The sequence below is a fragment of the Proteiniphilum sp. UBA5384 genome, from assembly GCF_002410825.1.
Lineage (GTDB): Bacteria > Bacteroidota > Bacteroidia > Bacteroidales > Dysgonomonadaceae > Proteiniphilum.
The window spans coordinates 1-25,638 of record NZ_DHOS01000041.1; the positions used below are offsets into that span (position 1 = coordinate 1).

A 25,638-nucleotide genomic window follows, 5' to 3' on the forward strand; every position below is an offset into this window, starting at 1 on the left:
TATTCAATATATTATATTAATATTCTAAATTCAAAACAGGTTCTTAGATTCAAGAACCAGGAGTCAAGAAAAAAGAATACGCTAATCGGGATTATTTTCATTGGTATATTGAAACTACTTCTTGACTTCTTGACTTCTTGACTTCTAAGTTCCAAGTTCCAACCTCTCAGTTCTAACAAAATGAAACAAGGCCGTATTCTCGTTGTAGACGACAACAAAAATGTGCTCAGCGCATTGAAGGTTTTACTGAATGCCCATTTCGAAGAGGTAACCCTCCTTTCCTCTCCCAACGCCTTGCTGTCTACGCTGAGGGAGAGAATGCCGGATGTGGTATTGCTCGACATGAATTATTCCGCCGGGATCAATACCGGAAATGAAGGACTGTACTGGCTCTCGGAGGTGAAAAAAGTAAATCCCGACCTGCCGGTAGTGCTTTTTACCGCTTATGCCGATATAGACCTGGCAGTTACCGCGCTGAAGGAAGGCGCTACCGATTTTGTGGTAAAACCCTGGGATAACGCCAAACTGTTGGCCACATTACAGTCGGCACTGGAATTGAGGTTGTCACGGAAGGAAGTGACCAAGCTGAAAGAGAAGCAGGATGTACTTAATTCCCAGCTGAACAGGGAAGGCGACACCTACTGGGGTGACTCTCAGGCGATGCGGGACCTGTTACGACTGGTAGAAAAGGTAGCTAAGACCGATGCCAACGTGTTGATTACCGGCGAGAACGGAACCGGTAAAGAGGTGATTGCACGCAGGATACATCAACTCTCGCCACGGTCTAATGAATCGCTGGTGACGGTGGACATGGGAGCGGTGACTGAAACGCTGTTCGAGAGTGAACTTTTCGGCCATGTGAAAGGTTCGTTCACCGATGCGCATAGCGACCGTGCCGGAAAGATCGAGGCGGCAGACAAAGGTACCCTCTTTCTCGATGAGATCGGGAACCTCAGCTATCCGCTTCAGGCGAAACTATTGAACGCCCTGCAATCGAGGCAGATCATACGTGTAGGAAGCAACAAGCCGATAGCAGTAGATATCCGGCTGATCTGCGCTACCAATCACGACCTTTTTCATGATGTGCAGGATGGCCTGTTCAGGGAAGACCTCCTCTATCGTATCAATACGATTCAAATTGAAGTGCCGCCGTTGCGTAACAGGAAAGAGGATATCCCCGGACTGGCTTCGTTTTTCCTCGATCGTTTTACGGCGAAATACAATAAAACGGGAGTGAAGCTGAGCAAAGAGGCAATTGTCAGAATGCAGGAATACAACTGGCCGGGCAATGTGCGCGAACTGGAACACACAATAGAGAAAGCGCTTATCTTATCGGATGACCGGATAATCGATTCGTCCGACCTGTTTCTTCGTTCCCAGGAGACCCGGGGAGGCCGCAAAAAGAGCTCAGCGTTAGAAAATGTGACCCTGGAAGAGATGGAAAGGGTGCTTATTGAACGTGCCATGAATAGTTATGGGAACAACATATCGGCTATTGCCAAGGAACTGGGTGTTTCCCGGCCTACGCTTTATAGCAAGATCAAGAAATACGGACTTTAAAACCATCCCGGTCATGTCCAAATTATATCTTTTAAAACCACCCGACTATGTTCAAATCCATCGAATACAAGTTATATCTCTATATGATCCTGCTGGTCGCGGCAATTGTGATGAGTACTTATTTTGCCATACAAACAGAGTATCTCTATATGGCATTATCGATACTGCTTGTTGTTTTTCTTCTTCATAATCTGCGCCGGAGTTACAACCAGTTCAACAAGAATATCATTTTCCTGCTCAATGCGTTGGATAACGGAGATTATTCATTCAATTTTGCGGAGACCAAATTGTCAAGAAGGGAGAAAGAGTTGAACCAGATGATGAACCGTATCAAGGAGATCCTGACAAAAGCCCGCAAGGAGGTGATTGAGAATGAGAAGTTCCTAAGTGTGATCATGGAGAGCGTTTCCACGGGCATCATCATTTTGAATGAAGCCAATGTAGTGGTACAGATAAACCGTACCGTCAACCAGCTGTTGGGACTTTCAGTCTTCACCCATGTCAACCAGCTGGACCATATCGATAAATCGTTTCCCGAATTGTTCCGCAACCTGGAAGCGTCGGACGTGAAAACCATAAAAATTGCCAATGAGCGGGAGGAGGTGCAGTTGAGCCTGAGGGCCTCCGAGCTTACGCTGCAAGGGAAGAAGTTGAAAATCATCACCTTGAATAATATCGGCAGTGAACTCGATTACAAGGAAATGGACTCATGGATTCGGCTGATCCGGGTGATGACCCATGAGATCATGAACTCCATTGCCCCGGTTACGTCGCTGACCGATTCGTTGCTGTTCGCTTTCCGTCAGGATGAGCCCTATGAAGAAGATTCACTGATGCAAAATACGGTCGAAGCCTTACAAACCATCAATTCAACAGCCAAAGGGCTGATCAGTTTTGTCAACTCTTATCGCCGTTTTACGGGGATCCCCAAACCTCAATTGAAACCGGTTTCATTGCAATCACTTATCGAACGGGCAGTCTCGTTGGAGACGGCACTCCTTGAAGAAAAAGAAATATCGGTGAATTTGCACCTACCGGATAAATCGCCTGTAATCCTATTGGACGAATCCCAAATCATGCAAGTACTGCTAAACCTGTTGAAGAACGCTGTCGAAGCCATTGCAGGCGGTGAAGGATATGATGGCGACGAAGGAGTGACTCAAAAGGGGCAGGAAAAACGACAGATCAGGATAGCGCTGTCAGAAGAGGGAGAGAAAACACACCTCGATGTATATAACAATGGGCAGCCCATCAACGAAGAGGTACTGCCCAATATTTTTGTCCCGTTTTTCACTACCAAGGATGCCGGTACCGGCATCGGGTTGAGTGTGTCACGTTATATCATGCGTCTGCACGACGGCACATTGATCCATTTCACCGACAGGGAATGGACGGTTTTCAGGATGACTTTTTTCCATTGATTATTTTGCAACCCTTTCCAACCATTTGAGCATCGCAAGCATGGCTCCCATGGAGATGCTACAGGCACATACAAACACAAGCCATGTACCCCATAACGGGAGTGACTCATAGAAAAGTCCGCCAAGTGCGACAAGTAAGTTACCTACAGCCGTGGCTGCCAACCAGCATCCTTGCATAAGACCTTGAAGATGGGGAGGAGCCACCTTTGACACAAATGACAATCCCAACGGACTGATAAATAACTCGGCCACGGTAAGGATAAAATAGGTGCCTACGAGTAACCAGGGAGAAACGCGCATCGCATTTGTCAGCCCGCCCATGGCCAATCTTTCCGATGCATCGGGAAGACCTATCGATCCAAGCATCAACAGAATATAAGCCAATGCGGCAATACCCATCCCTATCGCAATTTTACGCGGTGTGGAAGGTTCCATGTTCTTTCTTGCCAACCAGCCGAATAATCCTATAATCGGGAAGGTCAATAAGACCACGAGTAACGGGTTGACTGACTGGAATATCTCTGCACCCTGGATGGTTGTAAAGCCGAGGTTGATATTGATCATACTCAAATCAACATAGTCCCGGGCGAAAAAAGTAAGTGTCGCACCATTCTGATGGAATGAGAACCAGAAGAAGATGACTACTCCGAATACAGCCGCAAGGGCATATATACGTTGCTTGACTTCCTTGATATCCATTTGCACCTGTTCCGAAGTACCGTCTTCTTTCTTTACCACTTTATTGGCCGGATCGGGAAGTTTATTTTTATTCACGCTGAATATGATCAACGAAACAAGCATCATTATCACTGCCGCTATAAAGGCAAAGTGAAATCCAGTTGTAAATACGTTCAAATAATTATTGGCAAAGGCTGTCAAGTCTGTAACCGGTGCTGAAATACTGACACTATTGGCAAGTTCCGTAAAACGATCGAGTGCCTGCCCTTCCATTTTACCATTCAGGAATTGGTGTGAAAGAGTGGAGAGGGTGGCATCATACAGGAATGAATTCTTCTGCAACCACCAGTTACGGACCGCTATACCGATAAGCGGTGCGAAGGCGGCGCCGATATTGATGAACATATAAAAGATCTGGAACCCGGTATCTCGCTTGTGCTCATACTGCGGATTGTCGTATAATTGCCCGACGACAGCCTGAAGATTACCCTTGAAGAAGCCGTTTCCCAGCGCAATAACAAAAAGACCCACGCAGGTAACGGTCAACATCAAAGCCATATTAGCGACCGGCGTCTTTGTAGGGATGGCGATAAGCAGATAACCTATCATCATCAATACTAACCCCGCCATAATGGTCTGCTTATACTTCTTCGTCTTGTCGGCAATAAAGCCGCCCAAAAGTGCAAGCACATAGGTAAGCGAGTAGAAGATGGAGTAGACCACAAGTGTAGTTGTGTCACTTAGTCCGAATTTTGACGAGATAAACAAGGTTAAAATCGCCATCATAATGTAGAATCCGAAGCGTTCTCCCATATTGGAAAGGGCGGCTCCAAGTAATCCCTTTGGATGATCTTTAAACATTGATAAAAATTTTATATGGTTATGAATATATTAGTTCACAAGGTTAGACTGTTTTAAGTCTTATTACATTTTCTCAATTATGGATGTGCCAAAATAATGAAAGCCGAAGGGTAAACCAAGCTTGCTTGTGTTTGCCTGAAGTGCCTCTTATTTTCTGCAAATATAAAATATTTTTCTTTATTTTGTTTGTCGAAAAGAAAAAAGTAGTACTTTTGCAGTCATTATCGGGATGATATTTCCATCATGTCGATTTACAAAAAGAAAATTTTAGACAATGATTACTTCTGTTTTTGCATTTGGTTTCTGGTTTTACTTTTACTTTAGTAGGTGAAGGCGGGATTTTATATGCAGAATGAGAAGAATTAAAAAATCATATCAAAATAAAATAAAGTCCTGCCGATTACACGGTGGGACTTTTTTTTGATGTAAAAACAGTTCAGATGAAACGAATAGCCATTCAAGGAGGAGCGGGTTCATTCCACGAGATTGCAGCCCGTGAATATTTCAGGGACGAAGAATTGGAAATTGTACCATGTAGTACTTTTCGTGATGTCTTCGCGGAAACCAGGAAAGACCCCGATTTGATAGGTATGATGGCAATTGAAAATACCATTGCCGGCAGCCTGTTACAGAACCACGACCTACTGAAAATGAGCGACGTGCAGATAGCAGGAGAGCATAAATTGCGAATATCACATTCATTAGCAGCACTTCCCGGCAATTCAATAGAAGATATTACGGAGGTGATGTCACATCCCATCGCTTTGATGCAATGCGAAGCTTTTCTTGATACCCTGCCGGGTATAAAAATAGTGGAACACGAGGATACAGCCCTTGCCGCAAAAGATATCCGGGATAAGAAAATGACATCGGCTGCGGCAATTTGCAGCACATTGGCTGCAGAGAAATATGGAATGGACATCCTCGCCTCAGCGATTGAGACCAACAAAAGGAACTTTACCCGCTTTCTTATCCTGGCACAGGGCGAAATGCTCCGGGAAGTACAAAAGGAAAACCATATCAACAAGTCGTCATTGGTTTTTGTGCTGCCTCACAACGAGGGAAGCCTCTCCCAGGTCCTTTCGGTATTGTCATTCTATAATATCAACCTCACCCGTATCCAGTCGTTGCCTATTATCGGAAGAGAATGGGAATATCAGTTCTATATCGACCTTACTTTCACCGATTACAACCGTTACCGGCAATCCATCGATGCGATTATGCCGCTGATCAGTGATTTGAAAGTGTTGGGAGAATACAGGGAAGAGAAGCAGGGATTCAGTGAATGAGTGAAAAGGTGAATAAGTGGAAAGGTGGAAAGGTGATGGAGAAAGGAAACGGTAAAATGTCGAAAATCATTATTTTTAATTTTTTTACTTTTAATTCTTAGTTTTTAGTTTAAAAAATATGATAGAGCCCGCAGCACATATAAAATCGATATCCGAATATTATTTTTCGGTAAAACTGGCGGAAGTGGCCCGTATGAATGCCGAAGGGAAAGATGTGATCAGCCTTGGAGTAGGCGCCCCGGACCGTATGCCGTCGGAGGAGACCATACGCACACTTTGTGAAACGGCGCAACGCCCCGACACACATGCTTATCAGCCTTATACCGGTATTCCGGAACTGAGGAGAGCATTTGCCCAATGGTATGGAAGAATATATCAGGTGGAATTGGCCGAAGATGAGGTATTGCCGTTGATCGGTTCAAAGGAGGGAGTACTGCATATCTCAATGACCTTTCTCAACTTTGGAGATGGTGTTTTAGTGCCAAACCCCGGCTATCCCACTTATAGCTCGGTATCGGAAATGCTCAGGGCAAATGTAATTTCCTACAACCTGCTGGAAAACAACAGTTGGGAGCCCGATTTCGAAGCGTTGGAAAAGATGGATCTGTCGAAGGTAAAACTGATGTGGGTCAATTATCCCAATATGCCTACGGGTGCCAATGCATCGATGGCGTTATTTGAGAAACTCGTCGATTTTGGCAAAAGGCATGAGATCATTATTTGTCACGACAATCCTTATAGTTTTATACTGAACGACAAGCCGATCAGTATTTTGTCGGTGCCGGGAGCCAAAGATATCTGTATAGAACTCAACTCATTGAGTAAATCCCATAATATGTCGGGCTGGCGTATAGGAATGCTGGCAGCCAATCCTCAATTTGTGAAATGGGTACTCAAGGCAAAAAGTAACATCGACAGCGGGCAGTTCAAACCGATGCAACTGGCAGCCATTGCCGCATTGTCGAATCCGGATGAATGGCATGCCAACATGAACAAGATATATGGTGAACGACGGGTGTGGGCAGAGAAGATTATGGATATTTTAGGATGTAGTTATGATAAAAGTCAGGTAGGCCTTTTCGTATGGGGGAAACTCCCCAATGATGCGTCGGATAGTAAAACATTTGTCGATGAAGTGCTATACAAGGCAAGAGTGTTTATCACACCAGGGGCTATTTTCGGGAACAACGGCGACCGGTTTATCCGGATTTCGCTGGGATCGTCAGCGAAGAAACTGGAGGAAGCATATCATAGGGTGGTTAAGTGGCTAGGTGCCTGAGTGGTTATACAGTTAAGTGATTAGGTTGGAGAATCCCAAACGTCTTCACTTCTCAACTTCTTAACTTCTTATTTAACAAACAATAAAACAACAATAATATGGAATTCGAATCAATTTTATTACCGGGCATAGATGACAAGAGGCCGCTTGTAATTGCCGGCCCATGCAGCGCGGAAACGGAAGAGCAGGTGATAGACACTGCCCGGCAACTGGCAGATACCGGGGTGAAAATATACAGGGCTGGCGTGTGGAAACCCAGAACCAAACCGGGCGGGTTTGAGGGAATAGGTAGTCCTGCCCTTGCATGGATGATGGAAGCCAAAAAAGAGACCGGCATGTATATGTCGACCGAAGTGGCGACCGAGAAGCATGTCTATGAGTCTTTAAAGTATGGCATCGATATGTTATGGATCGGTGCCCGTACGGCGGCAAATCCTTTTGCGGTACAGGAAATAGCTGATACGCTGAGAGGGGTGGATATCCCGATACTGATCAAAAATCCCGTCAATCCCGATCTGGAACTGTGGATCGGCGCTTTGGAACGGTTATATAATGCCGGAATAAAAAAATTGGGAGTAATCCACCGCGGATTCAGCACAACCGACAAAACCATCTATCGCAATCTCCCTCAATGGCATATCCCTATTGAGCTGAAACGGCGGTTTCCTACATTGCCCATTATTTGTGACCCAAGCCATATCGGCGGCGCCCGTAACCTGATCGCTAAATTAAGCCAACAGGCAATGGATCTCAACTACTCAGGATTGATCATTGAGTCGCATTGCTCCCCCGATGAGGCATGGAGTGACAAGGCACAACAGGTTACACCTGCTACCCTGAAAGAGATCCTCCACAACCTTGTGATCCGGGATACGGTACAGACTACGGAAGATCTTTCAGACCTGCGTGAACAGATCGATGACCTGGATAATGAACTCCTGCAACTGTTGGCCAAACGGATGCGGGTATCAAGGGAAATCGGACAGTATAAACTGGAACATGATATGCCGATCCTCCAAACACATCGTTACGACCAGATCCTTACCGACCGCGCCGGACAAGCCGAACGGATGGAAATGTCGGGAGACTTTGTCAAACTGGTGCTGGAAGCCATCCACTCCGAATCGGTACGTCAGCAAATGGTGATTATGGAAAGGGCGAAATCGATCTGATGATGTGATGATTTGGTAATTGGTAATTAGTAATTTTAAAAGTATGAAGATATTAATTCTGGGAGCCGGCAAGATGGGGTCATTTTTTGCCGATGTGTTGAGTTTCGACCACGAGGTGGCGGTGCTGGATCCGGATCCTAAAAAACTTCGTTTTATTTATAACACGCAACGGATGACCGATGCAAAGGAAGTAAAAGATTTTGCGCCGGAACTGGTGATCAATGCTGCCACGCTTAAATACACCATTCCTGCCTTTCATAACGTATTGCCCTATCTACCCGAAACTTGTATCCTGAGCGATATCGCGTCGGTGAAAACAGGACTGGAGGAATTCTACAAGGAACGCACACGCCCTTATGTCTCCACCCATCCCATGTTCGGGCCCACCTTTGCCAGCCTGAACGACCTGAGCCGGGAAAGTGCCATTATTATTTCCGAATCTTCACACATGGGGAAGGTGTTTTTCAGGGATCTCTATCATCGACTTAAACTCAATGTATTTGAATACTCATTCCGGGAACATGACGAGACCATTGCATACTCCCTGTCCATACCCTTTGCTTCCACCTTAGTGTTTGCTTCGGTGATGAAACATCAGGATGCACCGGGGACAACCTTTAAAAAGCACATGAGTATCGCACAGGGACTGCTCTCCGAAGATGATTACCTCCTGACGGAAATCCTTTTTAACCCTCATACGCCGCAACAATTGGAAAATATAAGGATGAAACTACGTGAGTTGCTCGATATTATCGGGGAGAAAGATTCCGAGAAAATGGAAGCCTTTTTAACGGGAGTACGGAAAAATATAGAATAAGAAATTGTTACTCTTGTTGCTGTAAGGAGCTGACCCGTTATCGGGTCAGCTCCCTATATCCGATAAAATATCAATAATAGTTTGAGTCCACTCCAGATTTTCGGAGTGGACTCTTCTTTGTGTGCCGTGCATGGTAATTAACTTGGTGGTGAAATTCCACTATGGGGGTTTGTAATCGCCAACCATTAGCAGAAGGCAAGGGTGTCCATCGCGAGGTGGAATCTGAAGGAAGCCGTATGCAAAGTCCTGCTCCGAGGAACACGAATCCTACCAAGCATATTCGCTGGGATAAGACTGCATAACAAGTTGAAGTCCAAAGATTACACGGACAGCGAGGAGTAAATAGGGCGGAGGGATGGGATGAAAGTTAATTGCCTTACCACGGGAGGTCTCACGGACGTATGGAAACGGAGTATGAAATACGGATAACAATTGCCGTGAGAAGTCAGCAGACGCCATAGTACTAAAGCAGTGATAGGCATTAGGAAGGATAGAACTTTAGTAAATGTATTTTCAATGAAAGTTACCGGATAAACTGAAACAGAAAACATTGACAACACAGAGGGGAAAGGATATGGTCTATTAGAGATGATACTATCACCGCAGAACTTGAATAAGGCATATTTAGCCATAAAGAATAACAAGGGAGCGGGGGGAATCGACAAAATGGAAGTCGCAGAGTTAGGCGACTATTTGCGCAGCCACAAACATCAACTAATAGTCAGCATCCTGCAAGGTAAGTGCCGCCCTAATCCTGTACGCAGGGTAGAGATACCTAAAGAGGGAGGAAAGAAACGCATGCTGGGTATTCCCACGGTGGTGGACAGAGTTATCCAACAGGCAATTTTCCAAGAACTCAGTAAACTTTATGAACCCCCAATTCTCGGACAGCAGTTACGGATTCCGACCGAAACGCAGTGCTCATCAGGCGTTACAGCGCAGTAGGCAGATGATAACGGATGGCTATCATTACGCAGTGTATATGGACTTGGAAAAGTTCTTTGACAGCGTAAGCCATAGCCGATTGATAGAAATACTTTCCCGAACCATAAAGGACGGCAGAGTATTGTCATTGATACATCGTTATTTAAATGCGGGAGTGCAGACTACGGGTTCATCCCAAAAGTGTTGTAAAGATGAGAGCCAGGATAAAGGAACTGACATCAGGAAGCAACGGCTGGGGCAACGAAAGGCGGAAAGGAGCCTTGAAGGGGTGGGTTCAGTACTTCAAGCTGGCAGATATGGAAAAACTACTACAAAAGAGGGACGAATGGTATCGCAGGCGACTGCGAATGGTCATTTGGGAACAATGGAAACGGATAAAGACCAAATTTGCCAACCTGATAAAACTTGGCGTGAAGAAATCGAAAGCGAGGGAATGGTCAAATACCAGAAAAAACCATTGGCATACCGCTAACAGCTTTATTCTAAGTACTACTATGACCAACGAGCGACTACGCCAAGCAGGCTATCTATTCTTTACTGATTATTACCACTCCTTAAAGGTTGTAAACTAAGGAACCGCCGTGTACCGAACGGTATGCACGGTGGTGTGAGAGGACAGATAGGGAAATAATCCCTATCTTCCTACTCGATTATAAAATAGTTACGAGTCTATAAGAACTGAGGTGAAAATCCTTTTTAAAATACGTATGGAATTCTCCATTTGGAGAGTTAATTTGGTGGTCACATAGACATTAGCTCGGTAAATATACAGTATCTCATATTGAAAAACCATTTCTGAATTTCCATCAAATATTGTGTCACTCTGTATAAACCTTTATGATTTTCGCGTCGGTTTCGGGACGGCTGTTGCCATCGACCGGCAGGGCGGCGATCTTATCAATCACTTCCAGCCCTTCGGTTACTTCTCCGAAGACGGTATATTCTCCATCTAAACGGTCAATGCCGCCAAGGGTAGTGTATGCTTCTTTTAATTCTTCGGGAAGGAAGAATTTGCCGGGAGCTATTTCATACAGTGAGTCCACCTCATTTAAAAGCGAATCCAACAGGGCATTGAATCCTACTGCATCGTTGGCAGCTTTGAGCTGATCGAGTTCCTCTTTGTGCGGCAAATAATGGGTACGGATAATTTCATTCTTGATGGGCACATTCACTGCCATCTCCATAGAGTCGAGCCGTCCCTGTGTATAGACTCTTCCCTGGACGATGTAAAATTGTGATGCATCCGATTTTTTCTGCGGGTTCTGGTCATCTCCCTTTCTGGGAGCAGCGAGCGCTCCTTTTTTGTGAAACCTGTACTCACGGAATTCAGGCATCAGCTCCATATCGGTACGTCCGCCGCCAATTTGTACGCCGGCGGGAGCATTCCGTGAATCCTGCGCTCCACCCTGAATTACAAAATCCTTTACAACCCTGTGGAAGAGGGTACCATCGAAATAACCCTCCTTTATCAGATTCAGGTAATGATTGCTATGCCTGGGCGTGTCATCATATAATACCGCTTTCATTGTTCCATAATTAGTCTCAATGACAATCGTCGGATAATTAGTCTGTGCATGGGTCTGCCAGGACATTGCAATTAAAGTAAGGATTAATATGTTTCGTATCATAAAATTAGAATTATCAATAAATCGGAACAAGTCAGGGATAACTTTTTGGTATTGACACATCATCATATCGTTCTATTAATTCGGCGCCCTTTTGTAGAAATACATTGCGATACCGGCAAAGATGACGTTCGGGATCCAGGCGGCAATGAATGGGCTCATTCCTCCTTTCACCGCGAATGTGGAACTTACGGTCATGAAGAGGATATAAGCCATACTTAACGCCAGCCCGATACCGATGTTAAGTCCCATCCCTCCTTTTACTTTTCTTGCCGAGATAGCGGCTCCAATGAGAGTCAGGATAAATGCGGAAAATACTGAGGCAATCCGGGAGTGGTATTCTATCTGGAATGCCTGTATATTTCCTAATCCCCGTTCTTTTTGACTCTTGACATAACCGCGGAGCTGCGGGGAGGTCATCATCTGCTGGTCGGTCTTGGCAATGATAAAATCATTCGGGACGATATGAAGGATGGTATCTATCGAGGTACCTTTGGTGATTGTCTCATTTAATCCTTCAAAACGTCTCAGCTGATAATTACTGATGGTCCAGTGATAGGCCGAATCATACCGGATAGATTGTGCTGTAAGTCTTGCTGTTAATTGGAGGCTGTCGAAGTGATCCATTGAGAAATTGTATCCCGTGTTGCTAGTCATATCAAAGTTCCCGAAGTAAACGATGGTCTGGGGGCCTACCCTGAACTGGATATCCCGGTCGCCTGTCACCTTCTTCCGGGAATCGACGTAGGTCTGCTCAAATTCAATGCGGGTGGCATTGGCGGGTGGGATGACATAGCTTCCAAAGACAAAGGAAAAGATTGCAATGACGAGGGCAGAGATCATATAGGGCTTCATCATCCTTTTAAATCCGATTCCATTCGACAGGATGGCAATAATCTCAGAATTATTGGCCATTTTGGAAGTGAAAAAGATAACGGCCAGAAAGACGAATAATGGACTGAACAGGTTGGTATAATAGGGAATAAAATTAAGGTAATAATCAAATATAATCGCCTTCAACGAAGCATTATTGGTCATGAATTTATCAATCTTCTCGTTGATATCGAACACCACTGCAATTGAGATGATCAGTGCGATCATAAAAACATAAGTGCCCAGGAATTTCCCGATGATATACCTGTCCAGTCGCTTTATCTTAAAAAAATCGTTATCTATTTTCATAATCGTCTGGTCACATTTTCCAGTATTGCCGGTTTCCATTCAGAAAAATCACCGGCGATAATATGTTTTCTTGCTTCCTGTGCCAGCCATATATAAAAGGCCAGGTTGTGTATGGAAGCAATCTGCAATCCCAATATTTCATTTACATTAATAAGATGCCGCAGGTAGGCCTTACTATAGAGGGTGTCTACAAACGATGCGCCATCTTCCTCGATAGGTGAAAAATCGTTTTTCCATCGTTCGTTGCGCATATTTATCACGCCTTGTTTGGTGAAAAGCTGCCCGTTGCGCCCGTTCCGTGTTGGCATGATGCAATCGAACATATCCACACCGCGTTCGATGCCTTCCAGAATATTTTCCGGCTTACCAACTCCCATCAGGTATCGCGGTTTGTCTTGGGGGAGAATTTCGTTGACTAACTCCACCATTTCATACATCTTTTCGGTGGGTTCACCCACGGCAAGTCCACCGATAGCGTTGCCATCCGCTCCTTTGGCTGCCACATTTTCTGCGGCACGACGCCTGAGGTCGGGATATACACATCCCTGCACGATGGGAAAAAGGGTTTGTCGATGTCCGTAGGGGCATTCTGTTTCGTGGAAGCGGGCAAGGCAGCGGTCGAGCCACTGTTCGGTAAGGTCGAGAGATTTCTTTGCATAATCATAATCGGCATCTCCCGGAGTGCATTCATCGAAAGCCATCATAATATCGGCACCGATGACACGTTGAATGTCCACCACTTTTTCCGGACTGAAGAAATGGCGGGATCCGTCGATATGCGACTGGAATTCGGCTCCTTCTTCGGTCAGTTTTCGGTTTTCCGTCAGTGAGAATACCTGAAAGCCACCGCTATCTGTCAGTATTGGTTTGTTCCAGCTGTTAAATCGGTGTAATCCACCGGATTGGCGGAGAATCTCCAGCCCCGGGCGAAGATAAAGATGATAGGTGTTGCCCAGAATGATTTGCGCTCCTATATCTTCTTTCAGTTCACTGATATGCACAGCCTTTACACTCCCTACAGTGCCTACCGGCATAAATACAGGAGTCTCCACCTCTCCATGATCGGTGGTGATAATGCCCGCACGGGCACTCGATCGGGGGTCTGTATGTAATAATTGGAAATCCAATATGATTTGTTCTATCTTTATTTTTGGGGCAAAGATAGGAAATTAATCCCGTTTTGTCGGGGCAGGTAGTGATAATTTGCTGATTTGTTGGTGTACTAATTTGTCGGACAATGTTACACGGAACGAAGTGAAGTTAATATGCCCATAAGATGAATGTGCTTGAAAAATAATTAGCAAATACCCGAATTTAATCGTATTTTTGTTCTCCGGATAACATTTAAAAAATTGCAGTGAAACAAGAAGAAATATGGAGAATAAATCTGAATTAATGGCAAGAAAGCCGGATTGGCTCAAAATATCGCTTCCCCAGGGGAAGCAATACCTGGATGTAAGAGAGATTATTGCGAGGAAAGGATTGCATACGATCTGTGTAAGTGGGAAATGTCCCAACCTCTCGGAATGTTGGGGGAGGGGGACGGCTTCCTTTATGATTCTGGGTGATGTTTGTACGCGTGCCTGCCGGTTCTGCTCCGTCAAGACGGGCAGTCCACAAGGAATTGTCGACTGGAACGAACCGGACCGGCTGGCTGAAAGTATTGAGAAGATGAACCTGAAACATTGTGTGATTACCAGTGTAGATAGGGATGATCTGCCCGATCTGGGCGCTAACTTCTGGGCTACTACCGTAAGGCGGGTCAAGGAAAGAAATCCGGAGGTGACGCTCGAAACTCTTATCCCTGACTTCAATGGGATAGAGGAGTTGATTTATAAGGTGATTGATGCAGGGCCGGAGATCATATCGCACAATATGGAAACTGTGAGGCGTTTGACGCCCAAGGTGCGCAGTCGTGCCAAGTATGATATCAGTCTCAAGACGATAGAGACCATTGCCAAGAGCGGGAAGACGAAACCTAAATCGGGGATCATGGTCGGACTAGGAGAAACCGAGGAAGAGGTATTGGAAACAATGGACGACCTGATTCATGTGGGATGCCAGGTGCTTACTATTGGGCAGTACTTGCAACCTACAAGAAAACATTTGACAGTGAAGGAATTCGTGACGCCTGAGCAGTTTCGAAAATACAGGGCTATCGGACTGGAGAAAGGGTTTAAGTTTGTAGAGAGTGGACCCTTGGTGCGTTCTTCCTATCATGCAGAGAGGCATGTTTGATGATCCCGATAAAACGGGACAACTTGTCCCGACCTTCGGGAAATCGTGATAATTAATTGAGGCATGAGCAAAAAAGTGATTTTCGAGAATTTGGGACGTATCCGTTACAAGGAAGCCTGGGATTATCAGGAGAAATTGTTTGAATCGATAGTTCGGGCGAAATCGGATATGCGATCAAAATGGGAAGGAGAGGACAAGGTTGGAAAATGTGAAAAATTCTACGCAGAGAGGGGTGAAAAAGAACAATACCTCCTCTTTTGTGAACATGAACATGTGTACACCCTTGGCAAACATGGTGACAAACAAAATCTACTGATCGCTAATCATGTTTGCAGAAGCAAGAATATCGACCTCCATGCCATCGATCGGGGAGGTGATATCACCTATCATGGACCGGGGCAATTAGTAGTCTATCCGATTATCGATCTGGAAGTGTTCGGGATGGGAATAAAAAGTTATATTTCCATGCTTGAAGATGTGGTGATTGATACGTTGGATACATATGGTATTAAAGGAGAAAAGGACGAAAAAGCAATGGGGGTTTGGATTGATGTGGCTGTTCCACTCAGGGCCAGGAAGATATGTGCGATTGGTGTACGGGCAAGCCGTTTTGTGACGATGCACGGATTGGCGCTCAATGTCAATACTGATCTATCCTATTTCAATTATATCAATCCTTGCGGTTTCAAGGATCGCGGTGTGACCTCAATTCAAAAGGAATTGGGACATGAGATCGACTTTGAAGAGGCTTCCGAACGAATGAAGAGAGCTTTTACTCATCGTTTCGAGATGGAGTTATAATAAAGACTTAAACATTTTTAACCCCGAAACGACAAGAAACCTCTTTAACATTTCTAATTTTGTAATTCGAAAAATTCAACTATTTCGTAAAGCAATGAGCAGACGGCAAATTTATTTGTTTTGTCGGTACAAAATTAGAAATCGAGGAGCGAAGGCGACTCATAACGACTGACTTTTGTGAAATTTCAATAATTAAAAATATGAGCCAAGTTGTCGATATTAAAGAACTAAATGAGAGAATAGAGCAAAAGAGCGGCTTCGTCCAGACACTTGTTACAGGAATGAACCAAGTGATTGTGGGACAGAAACATTTAGTGGAGTCGCTGCTGATAGGATTATTATCAGATGGACATATATTACTGGAAGGGGTACCGGGACTAGCAAAAACCCTGGCGATTAAAACGCTGGCTCAACTGATTGATGCGGATTACAGCCGTATCCAGTTCACCCCCGACCTGCTACCTGCCGATGTGATCGGAACCATGATTTACAGTCAACGTAAAGAAGAGTTTCAAGTGAAGCACGGTCCCATCTTCGCCAATTTTGTATTGGCAGACGAAATAAACCGTGCTCCCGCAAAAGTACAGAGTGCACTGCTTGAAGCAATGCAGGAACGTCATGTGACCATCGGCGAGCAAACCTATACACTGCCTGATCCCTTTCTGGTGATGGCTACCCAGAACCCTATCGAGCAGGAGGGTACTTATCCGTTACCGGAAGCGCAGGTAGACCGTTTCATGTTGAAGGTAATCATCTCTTATCCTTCCAAAGAAGAAGAGAAACAGATTATTCGCCAGAATATCTTCGATCCGGTGGCCATCGATAAGGCAGTCATATCTAAAGAAGCTATTCTGGAGGCACGTAAAGTGGTGAAAGAAGTATATATTGATGAAAAGATCAGTAAATACATTATCGATATCGTATTTGCTTCCCGTTTCCCGGATCAGTTTGGCATGTCGAACCTGAAAGAGATGATCGGGTTCGGAGCATCTCCCCGTGCTTCTATTAACCTGGCATTGGCCGCACGTGCTTTCGCATTTATCAAACGCCGGGGGTACGTGATTCCGGAAGATATCCGTGCTGTATGTCATGATGTACTCCGCCATCGTATCGGTCTTACCTACGAGGCGGAAGCCAATAATATGACCTCCGAGGAGATCGTCAGCGAAATTCTGAACAGGGTAGAGGTGCCGTAAGGAGATAAGAGGCAGCACACATGGAAACAACCGACCTACTTAAAAAAGTACGGCATATAGAGATCAAGGCGCGGGGTCTTTCTCGGAATATCTTCGCGGGTGAGTATCACTCTGCGTTTAAGGGGCGCGGTATGGCTTTCTCTGAGGTTCGTGAGTATCAATACGGGGATGATATGCGCGATATTGACTGGAATGTGACGGCACGTTACAACCGGCCCTATATCAAAATATTTGAAGAAGAACGTGAATTGACGGTGATGTTGCTGATTGATGTGTCGGAAAGTCTTGGCTTTGGCTCACAATCCCGACTGAAGCGCGACATAGTAGCGGAAATAGCTGCTACGCTGGCATTCTCAGCTATCCAGAATAATGATAAGATCGGGGTGATTTTTTTTACCGACAAGGTAGAAAAATTTATTCCTCCAAAGAAAGGGAGAAAACATATTCTCTATATTATCCGGGAGATATTGGGCTTTACACCGGAAAGTAGCGGTACAGACCTGAATGTGACGCTGCGCTATATGACCAACGCCATCAAGAAGCGCTGCACTGCTTTTCTGATATCTGACTTTATTGACGCCAGCGACTATAGGCAGGCACTCCGTATTGCAGCCAAGAAACACGATGTGGCGGCTATTCAGGTATATGACAAGCTTAGTGTAGAATTGCAACCGGTCGGCTTAATGAAAGTAAGAGATCCGGAGACAGGAGAAGAGCGGTGGATCAATACCTCCTCCAAAAAAGTGAGGGATCGCTACCATTCCTGGTGGAACGATCTGCAATTGTCGATGGGTAATGCCTTCCGTCAGAGCGGTGTAGACAGTGTCTCGGTCTCTACCGAAAGTGATTATGTGAAATTGTTACTGCAACTATTTAAACAGAGAAAGTAGCTTGGAACAGGAAAAAATACATAGCATTTCAGTCCGGTGGGTAGCTGTGGTTACCCTGTGTTTCTTATTTGTTACCTCCCTTGTTGCACAGAAAGCTTCGGTACAGGCGACGGTCCAACCTACTGAAATTATAATCGGAGAACAGGCGTTGATCAACCTGAAGGTGATTACTCCCAAGGAAAAGACTATTCATTTCCCGGTCTATGAAAAGGAGATAATACCCGGTATTGAAGTGATTGCCATGTTGCCACCCGATACCACGATAGAGAATAATGTGATGACACTTAATTTCAAGTATGTAGTCACTTCTTTTGATTCTACCCTTTATCATATTCCACATATTCCTGTTTTTGACGGAATCGATACTGTTTATTCTAACTCATTCGGATTGAAAGTGGTATCTCCGGAGTTGAGTGACTCCACATTGGCTTATCTGGAGCGGATGAATAAGGGCGAAACGGACTCTATCGATTTCAGACAACTACAGCTTAATGATATAAAATCGGTGCGCAAAGCTCCTTTCGTATGGACAGATTACCTGTGGATATTCTGGATTGTGTTGGGTATGGTGTTGTTAATCGGATTGATAGGATTTATCATTTATCTCGTACTGAATAAAAAGAAAAAAGGTTATTTCTTTAAACCTCCTCAGGTGCTGCCGGCACACGTGCGTGCGATCAACGAACTTGATAAACTTAGAGCCGGTAAAATTTGGCAACAGGGAAGGGAGAAAGAATTCTATAGCAAGTTGACAGAGATACTTCGTTCTTATATATACGAGCGGGAGGGGATCAATGCTATGGAGATGACTTCGGGTGAGATCCTGAATGAAATGCGGAAAATTACGGATGTGGAGTCGGTGTATGAGAACCTGAAGCAGATCTTGTCGACTTCCGATCTGGTGAAATTTGCAAAATATAAACCCTATCCGGATGAAAATGATTTGAGCCTGGTGAATGCTTATTTCTTTGTGAACCAGACCCGGGAACCGGATCCTGTTGTGAAGGGAGAGGATAGTGAAAAGGAACAGGAGACAAGGAGATGAGGAGAATGGGAGACAAGAAGAATGGTATAAAAAGTAAATAAGAATGGAATTTCTGCATCCTGAATATCTATATCTGTTACTACTGATTATCCCGCTGATCGTGTGGTACGTGTTGCGCCTGTCGAAAACTCAGGCTTCATTTAAATTGGCTTCCACCGGAGCTTTTAAAAGCATGAAGCCCGACTTCAGGGTTTATATGCGCCATCTCCCTTTTGTATTACGGATAATTGCGATTGTGCTGATTATCATTGTGATTGCGCGGCCGCAGTCGGTCAACAGCTGGGAAGAGACAGAGACACAGGGGATTGATATTGTAATGGCACTCGACGTATCGGGTTCTATGCTTGCACAGGATTTGCAGCCGGATCGGCTACAAGCCGCCAAAAAGGTGGCATCTGAATTTATTGCCGACCGACCTAACGATAATATAGGGTTGGTGATTTTTGCCGGGGAAAGTTTTACGCAATGTCCACTCACTACCGACCATAAGGTGTTATTGAATTTATTGAATGATATAGAATTTGGAATGATAGAGGATGGTACTGCCATCGGACTGGGATTGGCTACTTCTGTCAACAGGTTAAAAGATAGTCAATCGGAGTCGCGCGTGGTAATCCTGCTTACTGATGGAACCAATAACAGTGGGCAGATAGCCCCTCTTACGGCTGCCGACCTGGCACGTTCTTACGGTATCAGGGTCTATACGGTGGGTGTTGGCACTAAAGGGATGGCTCCTACGCCTGTAAATACACCCTACGGGATAAGAATGCAGAATATGCCGGTAGATATAGATGAGAAAACACTGACTGAGATTGCTGCAATGACCGGGGGACAATATTTCCGTGCCCAGGATACTGAAGGACTTCGTCGGGTGTATGAGGAGATCGATGAGATGGAGAAATACCTTATTAGTGTACAGAATGTGACACGGCGCAAGGAGTTGTTCCTTCCTTTTGCGTTGGCTGCTATGGGATTAATACTGATGGAATTGCTATTACGAAGGACTTGGTTGAGGAACCTGCCTTGATAAATAAAATGCGGTAGATATGTTTAGATTCGGAAATCCGGAATATTTATGGTTGTTTTTTGTCATGCCTTTGTTGCTGGCACTATATATCTATCTGAACATCAGGAAACGAAGAGATGTGCAAAAGATGGGTAATCTCACTACGTTGAAGTTAATGATGCCCGATCTTTCCCTGAAACGCTCTTACCTGAAATTCTGGCTTATCTTCGCGGCATTATGTGCGGGCATTATCATGATTGCCCGGCCACAATTCGGTACAAAGGTGGAGACGGTGGAAAAGGAAGGTATTGAATTGGTCATTGCCATCGATGTTTCCAACTCAATGCTGGCCGAAGATGTGTCGCCCAACAGGTTGGCACGGGCCAAGCAGATACTCTCGAGGCTGATAGACTTGCGAAAGAATGATAAAATAGCCCTGATCGTCTTTGCCGGAGAAGCTTATGTGCAGATGCCGTTGACATCGGATACCCAGTCGGCTAAGATTTTCCTCAACACCATCGATCCAAGCCTTGTTCCTTTACAAGGTACCGCAATAGGACAGGCAATCAGTCTGGGGATGAGTTCTTTCTCAGGTGATCAGGAAATGAGTAAGGCAATGGTGATTATCACTGACGGTGAGGATCATGGTGGGAGTGCGGTCGATATTGCTACTGAAGCCACAAAGACTGGTGTGATGATTAATGTTGTGGGCATTGGTTCGCCCGACGGCTCACCGGTACCTTCTATGGAATATGGTAGTAATTTTATGACTGACTCAGAAGGCAATATAGTGGTCTCCCGGCTGAATGAGCAAATGGCAATGGAGATAGCGCAGAGTGGAAATGGGTTGTATGTGCGTGCCGACAATTCTAATAGCGCCATCCGGGCATTGGAGCAGCAGCTTGATGAGTTGGAAACCGGAAAGACAACCAGCCTCACTTACTCTGAATATGATGAGAAGTTTTCCATGCTTGCGTGGATACTGTTAGTGATTTTGTTGGTGGAGATACTTATCTATGACAAGAAGAATCCTCTTTTCAAAAATGTGAGGGTGTTTAAATGATTTGTTGATTCCGATGAATCGGAACAGGTAGTGATGTTTTACTGATTTGATAATTGTTTTTGATTTTATAGAAATTAGTAATTAATAACTGGTAATTTTGCTAAGTGTATTGTAAAATGAATAAGTTGCTTATAAAATATATCCTTTTTCTTCTGGTGGGAGTGATGCTGCCTGTAACTGCATCCGGACAGAAGGATGTGCGTAAGAACATCCGCAAAGGAAATAAGGAATACAAGCAGGAAAAATATTCGGAAGCGGCTAAATCCTATGAAAATGCGGTGGAGGGAAATGCTGCGTCGAAGGAGGCGAACTTCAACTTGGGGAATGCCCTTTACCGCCAGAAAGAATGGGATCAAGCCGTAGAGAAATATAATCACTATGTTTCACTTGAGCAGGAAAATCCGGTAACTGCCTCTGCCGGATGGCACAATATAGGTAATACGATGTTGCAGAAGAAAGATTTGCAGGGTTCGTTGGAGGCCTATAAAATGGCATTACGGCTGAATCCTGAGGACGATGAAGCCAGGTATAACCTGGCAGTGGTACAGAAAATGATTCAGGATGAACAGCAGGATCAGGGCGGTGGAGAACAGGATCAGGAGCAAGAACAACAGCAGGATCAGGATCAACAACAGGACCAGCAGCAGGATCAACAACAAAATCAACAAAATAAGGACCAGCGTGCCGAGCAACCTCAACAACCCGAACAGATGTCGCGCGATAATGCACGACAATTGCTTCAGGCTATTGAACAGGATGAGCGCGATACCCAGGAAAAAGTACAACAGATAAAAGCTAAGGAGAGGGAAGAGCAAGCTGAAAATAACAGGAGGAACAATAAGAATTGGTAAAACTAATTCATCAATGAGCTAATAAGCCAATATGCTAATTTATTGGCATATTAAAATCACTCGTATGAGACATATATATATATATATTCTTCTTTTCGCTATGTTATCGGCAGGCGCCGATAACATACTTGCACAAGTAACATTCAAAGCTTCAGCCCCAGCGGCAGTAGTCGAAGGTGAACAATTCAGGCTAAGTTATCTTCTGAACAAGGAGGGGAAAGATCTCCGTTTACCTGATATTCCCGATTTTGATGTGTTGTTTGGTCCTAGCGTATCCACCAGTTTCAGCCAGAGGACAGTGAACGGCAAGACTACATCGGAAAGTTCCGTCACTTATACCTATATCCTGGTGGCGAAAAAAACGGGGACATTTACGATCCCTGCCGCTTCAATCAAGATCAATGGGAGTAATTATGAATCTAATTCACTGCAGATAAAAGTACTGCCTCCTGACGAATCATCATCGCAAGAACCTTCCGCAGGAGGGGAGAGGAGAGAAGAGCGTGCATCGGGTAGTACAGGTACGGCCACTGTTTCTTCCAATGATGCCTTTATCAGGGCAATAGTATCCAAGAATGACCCCTATGAACAAGAAGGATTTACCGTTACATTCCGACTCTATACTACATTGAATGTTGTCAATTTTGGTAAGATACAGTTCCCTGAATTCGAAGGGTTTATGGTGGAGGAGGTTGAATTGCCATCGAATCAGCAATTGCAACTGGAACGTTATAACGGAAGAAACTATTATACGGCTGATCTTCGTAAAACATTACTGTTTCCCCAGCGACCGGGACAGATAGCTATTCCGCGGGGAAGTCTGGAAATGGTCTTCTCTGTTCCGTCAGGAAGGCGGGTTTCTACTTTTTTCGGAACGCAGGAGGTAATGGTAGATGTGAAAAAAGAACTGGTGACAAATCCTTTATCAATCAATGTAAAACCACTTCCTGCAAACAAGCCGACAAGTTATGCCAATGCAGTAGGTGCCTTTACCTTGAAGTCGGGAATGAATGCTACGCAGGTAAAAGCGAATGAGGCAATTACCATGACCTTGGAGATATCCGGAACAGGTAATCTGAAACTGATAAGAAACCCCGAAATAGAGTTTCCCAATAACTTCGAGGTGTATGATCCTACGGTTTCCAATTCTTTTAACGTAACCACGAACGGACTGACAGGTATCAGGAAAATAGAATATATGGCCATTCCCCGTTACGAAGGGACTTATACCCTGCCTGCAGTGGAATTTGCCTACTTCGATCCAAACAAGAAGAAATATGAAACATTGACGGTGCCCGAACAGAAGCTGGAGATCGCCAAAGGAGATTCCGGAAGCGGTGTCGCAAATACGTTTGTAAGCCGCCAGGATGTGAAGGTAGAGCAGGATATCCGTTTCCTCAAAACAGGAAAACCCTCTTATCTCTCTTCTACCACATTCTTTGTAGGATCATTCGGTTATTGGTTATGGTATTTAATTCCACTGGTAATTCTGATTTTGTTTTATATTATTAACAGGAAGCAGGCCAGGGAAAATGCCAATGTAGCGCTGACACGTACCCGAAAAGCCAATAAAATGGCCATCAAGCGGTTGAAGGCAGCCAATAAATACCTCAAGGAACAGAATAAAGAGCGTTTTTATGATGAGGTGCTTCGTGCCACATGGGGATATTTCAGTGATAAACTCTCTATTCCGGTTGCACGTTTGTCAAGGAGCAATATTGAAGAAGAATTATCAAGAAAAAATATTGATGAAGAGTTGGCCGGCAAATTTATACAGATATTGGATGCCTGTGAGTTTGCGCGGTATGCCCCGGCTGAAAGCAACGCAGAAATGGATCGGATATATAATGATACGATGAAGGCTATCGAGGAGATGGAAAACAAGCTTAGGAAAGTTAAATAATTTAGTGATAGGATGATGTGATGATTGAAATGATATGAAACGAGATATATTAATTTCTTTTTTGATACTGTGCTGCGGTCCATTTATTACTGTGGGACAAGAGTTACTTGATACCCTTCCGCAGATTGCAGATCCCGGGACGAATGCTGCCGTAATGTTTTCTGAAGATAACCCGGAGGCTGCTACCCAGGCATACCGTGATCAAGATTATAAAAAGAGTATTGCGCTTTATGAACAGATCATAACGAAGGGAATGACTGAGGACAAAGTATCGGCTCAACTCTATTATAACTTGGGGAATGCTTATTTTCGGGATAATCAATTGGGAAAGGCGATCGTTTGTTATGAAAGGGCTCTTTTGCTTGATCCCGGTGACGGAGATATCCGGCACAATCTCAGGTTTGCACAGACTCGCACTATCGACCGTATAGATACGGCGGATAATCTTTTTCTTGCTAATTGGTTTAAAGGGGTGAGGAACATATTCAGTTCTAATCAGTGGGGTATTGTTGCTATCGTTCTTTTTATTCTTTTTCTGGGGTGTACTGCTGTTTATCTCTTTGTCCGGCTGCTTTGGGCACGGAAAAGTGCATTTTATGCAGGGGTTATTCTACTGCTGTTGATGATTACAGCCAATACCTTTGCATTTAGCCAAAAGAGAGAACGTACTCATAGAGATGCTGCTATTGTGATGGTAGGGGCCGCTACGGTCAACGCATCACCAGATACGGGTAGCAACCAACTCTTTGAGTTGCACGAAGGAACAAAGGTGAAGATCAGGAATAACGATGGTAATTGGTATGAAATACAGATAGCTGACGGGAGTGTAGGCTGGATCCGGCAACAAGATGTGGAAATCATATAATTGATGTAGTGGTATAGTGGTAGGGTGATATGATGATATGAAAGAATATGAAAGAATTTATAGAGGAATTGCTTCCCACTGAACGGGATCTCTTTTTTGCGTTGAATGGCAGTGAGTCTCAATTTTTTGACAATGTAATGTGGACAATCAGTGGACGGTTTATCTGGATTCCTGTACTGCTGTTTATCCTTTTTATTTTTTTCTTCAGGGCACGCCGAAATGAGGCAATTCTGGTTACCCTTTTCTTTATTCTCTTATTTGTGGTCACAGATCAGGTTTCTTCTTCTTTTTTCAAACCGTTTTTTGAAAGATACCGCCCTACCCATCATCCTGATTTCAAGGATTTGGTAGATATTGTAAATGGTTATAGAGGCGGGAGATATGGGTTTATTTCAGGACATGCAACCAATAGTTTTGGTATTGCAGTGTTTCTTTCACTTGTGTTCAGGAACGGCTTTGTGACGTTGAGCACACTTCTGTGGGCCGCAATCAATAGTTATACGCGTATTTATCTGGGAGTGCACTTCATTTCTGACATCCTTGCAGGAATGATTGTAGGAACACTTCTGGCTTTTATTATATACTGGATATATGTATTGGTCAGGAACGCGGTTATTCACCCACCTTCATCGAAAAGGTTGTCTGCCTATGGTAAGAAAGAAGGTACGTTGCTGTCTGTTTTTATCCTTATATACCTTGTAATTATTACTGTTTTTAGTCCTTACCTGGCAACTTTACCTCATTGAATATGTTATAAGTTTATAGGCAGAGTTTTTTTGGAAAGATTTTAATATAAAAAATTTGGATTCTCTATTTTTTTGTGTATGTTTATGGCATGAATAGATTACCAAATTGTATTATTAATATAAAAAATAAAAAGCCATGGCAAGAACAATCACTTTTAACGAGTTAAGAGAATTGAAAGATAAACTCCCTGACGGTAGTATCCAC

At 44.3% G+C, this 25,638-nt stretch carries 21 protein-coding genes and 1 pseudogene; 18 read left to right on the plus strand and 4 right to left on the minus strand.

The window, feature by feature from the left end; translation table 11 throughout:
* The first annotated feature begins 180 nt into the window (after positions 1 to 180).
* Complete coding sequence (locus B4G81_RS08155) at positions 181 to 1,560, plus strand: sigma-54-dependent transcriptional regulator (RefSeq protein WP_294081495.1); 1,380 nt, start codon at positions 181 to 183, stop codon at positions 1,558 to 1,560.
* A gap of 47 nt (positions 1,561 to 1,607) precedes the next feature.
* The gene (locus B4G81_RS08160; protein ID WP_294081496.1) at positions 1,608 to 2,981 is read left to right on the plus strand and encodes a sensor histidine kinase; all 1,374 of its coding nucleotides are present in this window, start codon (positions 1,608 to 1,610) and stop codon (positions 2,979 to 2,981) included.
* On the opposite strand, the gene B4G81_RS08165 is transcribed toward B4G81_RS08160, so the two are convergent.
* Complete coding sequence (locus tag B4G81_RS08165) at positions 2,982 to 4,520, minus strand: peptide MFS transporter (RefSeq protein WP_294081497.1); 1,539 nt, start codon at positions 4,518 to 4,520, stop codon at positions 2,982 to 2,984.
* Positions 4,521 to 4,960: 440 nt separating this feature from the next.
* On the opposite strand from B4G81_RS08165, the gene B4G81_RS08170 reads away from it, so the two are divergent.
* The 5 genes and pseudogenes from B4G81_RS08170 to B4G81_RS15325 all read left to right on the plus strand — a co-directional run.
* Positions 4,961 to 5,809 (plus strand): prephenate dehydratase, encoded by an 849-nt coding sequence (locus tag B4G81_RS08170; protein WP_294081498.1) that lies wholly within the window; start codon positions 4,961 to 4,963, stop codon positions 5,807 to 5,809.
* 118 nt (positions 5,810 to 5,927) lie between these two features.
* Positions 5,928 to 7,088, plus strand: coding sequence for a pyridoxal phosphate-dependent aminotransferase (locus B4G81_RS08175; protein ID WP_294081499.1), 1,161 nt, complete (start codon positions 5,928 to 5,930; stop codon positions 7,086 to 7,088).
* Between the two features lie 98 nt (positions 7,089 to 7,186).
* Complete coding sequence (locus B4G81_RS08180; protein ID WP_294081500.1) at positions 7,187 to 8,260, plus strand: bifunctional 3-deoxy-7-phosphoheptulonate synthase/chorismate mutase type II; 1,074 nt, start codon at positions 7,187 to 7,189, stop codon at positions 8,258 to 8,260.
* Positions 8,261 to 8,303: 43 nt separating this feature from the next.
* Positions 8,304 to 9,077 carry a prephenate dehydrogenase/arogenate dehydrogenase family protein gene (locus tag B4G81_RS08185; RefSeq protein ID WP_294081501.1) on the plus strand — a complete coding sequence of 258 codons (774 nt, stop codon included), beginning with the start codon at positions 8,304 to 8,306 and terminating at the stop codon, positions 9,075 to 9,077.
* 579 nt (positions 9,078 to 9,656) lie between these two features.
* Positions 9,657 to 10,417: pseudogene (locus tag B4G81_RS15325) on the plus strand (reverse transcriptase domain-containing protein); the annotation flags it as partial.
* 423 nt (positions 10,418 to 10,840) lie between these two features.
* On the opposite strand, the gene B4G81_RS08205 reads toward B4G81_RS15325, so the two are convergent.
* The 3 genes from B4G81_RS08205 to tgt all read right to left on the minus strand — a co-directional run bounded on the left by B4G81_RS08205 (position 10,841) and on the right by tgt (position 13,956).
* Complete coding sequence (locus tag B4G81_RS08205; RefSeq protein WP_294081504.1) at positions 10,841 to 11,650, minus strand: peptidylprolyl isomerase; 810 nt, start codon at positions 11,648 to 11,650, stop codon at positions 10,841 to 10,843.
* Positions 11,651 to 11,725: 75 nt separating this feature from the next.
* A complete protein-coding gene (locus tag B4G81_RS08210; RefSeq protein WP_294081505.1) occupies positions 11,726 to 12,829 on the minus strand; it encodes an LptF/LptG family permease in 1,104 nt (367 codons plus the stop codon).
* Entirely contained in the window at positions 12,826 to 13,956 is a 1,131-nt protein-coding gene (gene tgt / locus B4G81_RS08215; protein ID WP_294081506.1) for a tRNA guanosine(34) transglycosylase Tgt, read from the minus strand. Before tgt ends, B4G81_RS08210 begins: the two co-directional genes overlap by 4 nt.
* Positions 13,957 to 14,203: 247 nt before the next feature.
* Here tgt and lipA point away from each other — a divergent pair, with 247 nt between their 5' ends.
* From lipA to B4G81_RS08270, 11 genes are all read left to right on the plus strand, one after another.
* Complete coding sequence (lipA, locus tag B4G81_RS08220) at positions 14,204 to 15,067, plus strand: lipoyl synthase (protein WP_294081507.1); 864 nt, start codon at positions 14,204 to 14,206, stop codon at positions 15,065 to 15,067.
* 63 nt (positions 15,068 to 15,130) lie between these two features.
* Positions 15,131 to 15,868, plus strand: coding sequence for a lipoyl(octanoyl) transferase LipB (gene lipB / locus B4G81_RS08225; RefSeq protein WP_294081508.1), 738 nt, complete (start codon positions 15,131 to 15,133; stop codon positions 15,866 to 15,868).
* 200 nt (positions 15,869 to 16,068) lie between these two features.
* Positions 16,069 to 17,064 carry an AAA family ATPase gene (locus tag B4G81_RS08230; protein WP_294081509.1) on the plus strand — a complete coding sequence of 332 codons (996 nt, stop codon included), beginning with the start codon at positions 16,069 to 16,071 and terminating at the stop codon, positions 17,062 to 17,064.
* A 20-nt stretch (positions 17,065 to 17,084) separates the two neighbouring features.
* Positions 17,085 to 17,954, plus strand: coding sequence for a DUF58 domain-containing protein (locus tag B4G81_RS08235; RefSeq protein ID WP_294081510.1), 870 nt, complete (start codon positions 17,085 to 17,087; stop codon positions 17,952 to 17,954).
* A gap of 1 nt (position 17,955) precedes the next feature.
* The gene (locus tag B4G81_RS08240; protein ID WP_294081511.1) at positions 17,956 to 18,999 is read left to right on the plus strand and encodes a hypothetical protein; all 1,044 of its coding nucleotides are present in this window, start codon (positions 17,956 to 17,958) and stop codon (positions 18,997 to 18,999) included.
* A gap of 43 nt (positions 19,000 to 19,042) precedes the next feature.
* Positions 19,043 to 20,026 carry a vWA domain-containing protein gene (locus tag B4G81_RS08245; protein ID WP_294081512.1) on the plus strand — a complete coding sequence of 328 codons (984 nt, stop codon included), beginning with the start codon at positions 19,043 to 19,045 and terminating at the stop codon, positions 20,024 to 20,026.
* Positions 20,027 to 20,045: 19 nt separating this feature from the next.
* Positions 20,046 to 21,068: a vWA domain-containing protein gene (locus B4G81_RS08250; protein WP_294081513.1), complete on the plus strand. Its 1,023-nt coding sequence runs from the start codon at positions 20,046 to 20,048 to the stop codon at positions 21,066 to 21,068.
* Positions 21,069 to 21,184: 116 nt separating this feature from the next.
* Positions 21,185 to 21,919: a tetratricopeptide repeat protein gene (locus B4G81_RS08255; RefSeq protein WP_294081514.1), complete on the plus strand. Its 735-nt coding sequence runs from the start codon at positions 21,185 to 21,187 to the stop codon at positions 21,917 to 21,919.
* A 64-nt stretch (positions 21,920 to 21,983) separates the two neighbouring features.
* Positions 21,984 to 23,822: a BatD family protein gene (locus B4G81_RS08260; protein ID WP_294081515.1), complete on the plus strand. Its 1,839-nt coding sequence runs from the start codon at positions 21,984 to 21,986 to the stop codon at positions 23,820 to 23,822.
* Positions 23,823 to 23,856: 34 nt separating this feature from the next.
* Entirely contained in the window at positions 23,857 to 24,687 is an 831-nt protein-coding gene (locus tag B4G81_RS08265) for a tetratricopeptide repeat protein (RefSeq protein ID WP_294081516.1), read from the plus strand.
* A gap of 47 nt (positions 24,688 to 24,734) precedes the next feature.
* A complete protein-coding gene (locus B4G81_RS08270) occupies positions 24,735 to 25,433 on the plus strand; it encodes a phosphatase PAP2 family protein (RefSeq protein WP_294081517.1) in 699 nt (232 codons plus the stop codon).
* Positions 25,434 to 25,638 lie beyond the last annotated feature (205 nt).

What these genes read in the sequence shown, in the direction of transcription:
- B4G81_RS08205 (WP_294081504.1), bottom strand. Translation starts at nt 11,650, where the DNA reads ATGATACGAAACATATTAATCCTTACTTTAATTGCAATGTCCTGGCAG.
- B4G81_RS08170 (WP_294081498.1), top strand. Translation starts at nt 4,961, where the DNA reads ATGAAACGAATAGCCATTCAAGGAGGAGCGGGTTCATTCCACGAGATT.
- B4G81_RS08165 (WP_294081497.1), bottom strand. Translation starts at nt 4,520, where the DNA reads ATGTTTAAAGATCATCCAAAGGGATTACTTGGAGCCGCCCTTTCCAAT.
- lipA (WP_294081507.1), top strand. Translation starts at nt 14,204, where the DNA reads ATGGAGAATAAATCTGAATTAATGGCAAGAAAGCCGGATTGGCTCAAA.
- B4G81_RS08250 (WP_294081513.1), top strand. Translation starts at nt 20,046, where the DNA reads ATGTTTAGATTCGGAAATCCGGAATATTTATGGTTGTTTTTTGTCATG.
- B4G81_RS08160 (WP_294081496.1), top strand. Translation starts at nt 1,608, where the DNA reads ATGTTCAAATCCATCGAATACAAGTTATATCTCTATATGATCCTGCTG.
- B4G81_RS08155 (WP_294081495.1), top strand. Translation starts at nt 181, where the DNA reads ATGAAACAAGGCCGTATTCTCGTTGTAGACGACAACAAAAATGTGCTC.
- B4G81_RS08210 (WP_294081505.1), bottom strand. Translation starts at nt 12,829, where the DNA reads ATGAAAATAGATAACGATTTTTTTAAGATAAAGCGACTGGACAGGTAT.
- B4G81_RS08265 (WP_294081516.1), top strand. Translation starts at nt 23,857, where the DNA reads ATGAAACGAGATATATTAATTTCTTTTTTGATACTGTGCTGCGGTCCA.
- B4G81_RS08270 (WP_294081517.1), top strand. Translation starts at nt 24,735, where the DNA reads ATGAAAGAATTTATAGAGGAATTGCTTCCCACTGAACGGGATCTCTTT.
- B4G81_RS08235 (WP_294081510.1), top strand. Translation starts at nt 17,085, where the DNA reads ATGGAAACAACCGACCTACTTAAAAAAGTACGGCATATAGAGATCAAG.
- lipB (WP_294081508.1), top strand. Translation starts at nt 15,131, where the DNA reads ATGAGCAAAAAAGTGATTTTCGAGAATTTGGGACGTATCCGTTACAAG.
- B4G81_RS08245 (WP_294081512.1), top strand. Translation starts at nt 19,043, where the DNA reads ATGGAATTTCTGCATCCTGAATATCTATATCTGTTACTACTGATTATC.
- B4G81_RS08260 (WP_294081515.1), top strand. Translation starts at nt 21,984, where the DNA reads ATGAGACATATATATATATATATTCTTCTTTTCGCTATGTTATCGGCA.
- B4G81_RS08230 (WP_294081509.1), top strand. Translation starts at nt 16,069, where the DNA reads ATGAGCCAAGTTGTCGATATTAAAGAACTAAATGAGAGAATAGAGCAA.
- B4G81_RS08185 (WP_294081501.1), top strand. Translation starts at nt 8,304, where the DNA reads ATGAAGATATTAATTCTGGGAGCCGGCAAGATGGGGTCATTTTTTGCC.
- B4G81_RS08180 (WP_294081500.1), top strand. Translation starts at nt 7,187, where the DNA reads ATGGAATTCGAATCAATTTTATTACCGGGCATAGATGACAAGAGGCCG.
- B4G81_RS08175 (WP_294081499.1), top strand. Translation starts at nt 5,928, where the DNA reads ATGATAGAGCCCGCAGCACATATAAAATCGATATCCGAATATTATTTT.
- B4G81_RS08255 (WP_294081514.1), top strand. Translation starts at nt 21,185, where the DNA reads ATGAATAAGTTGCTTATAAAATATATCCTTTTTCTTCTGGTGGGAGTG.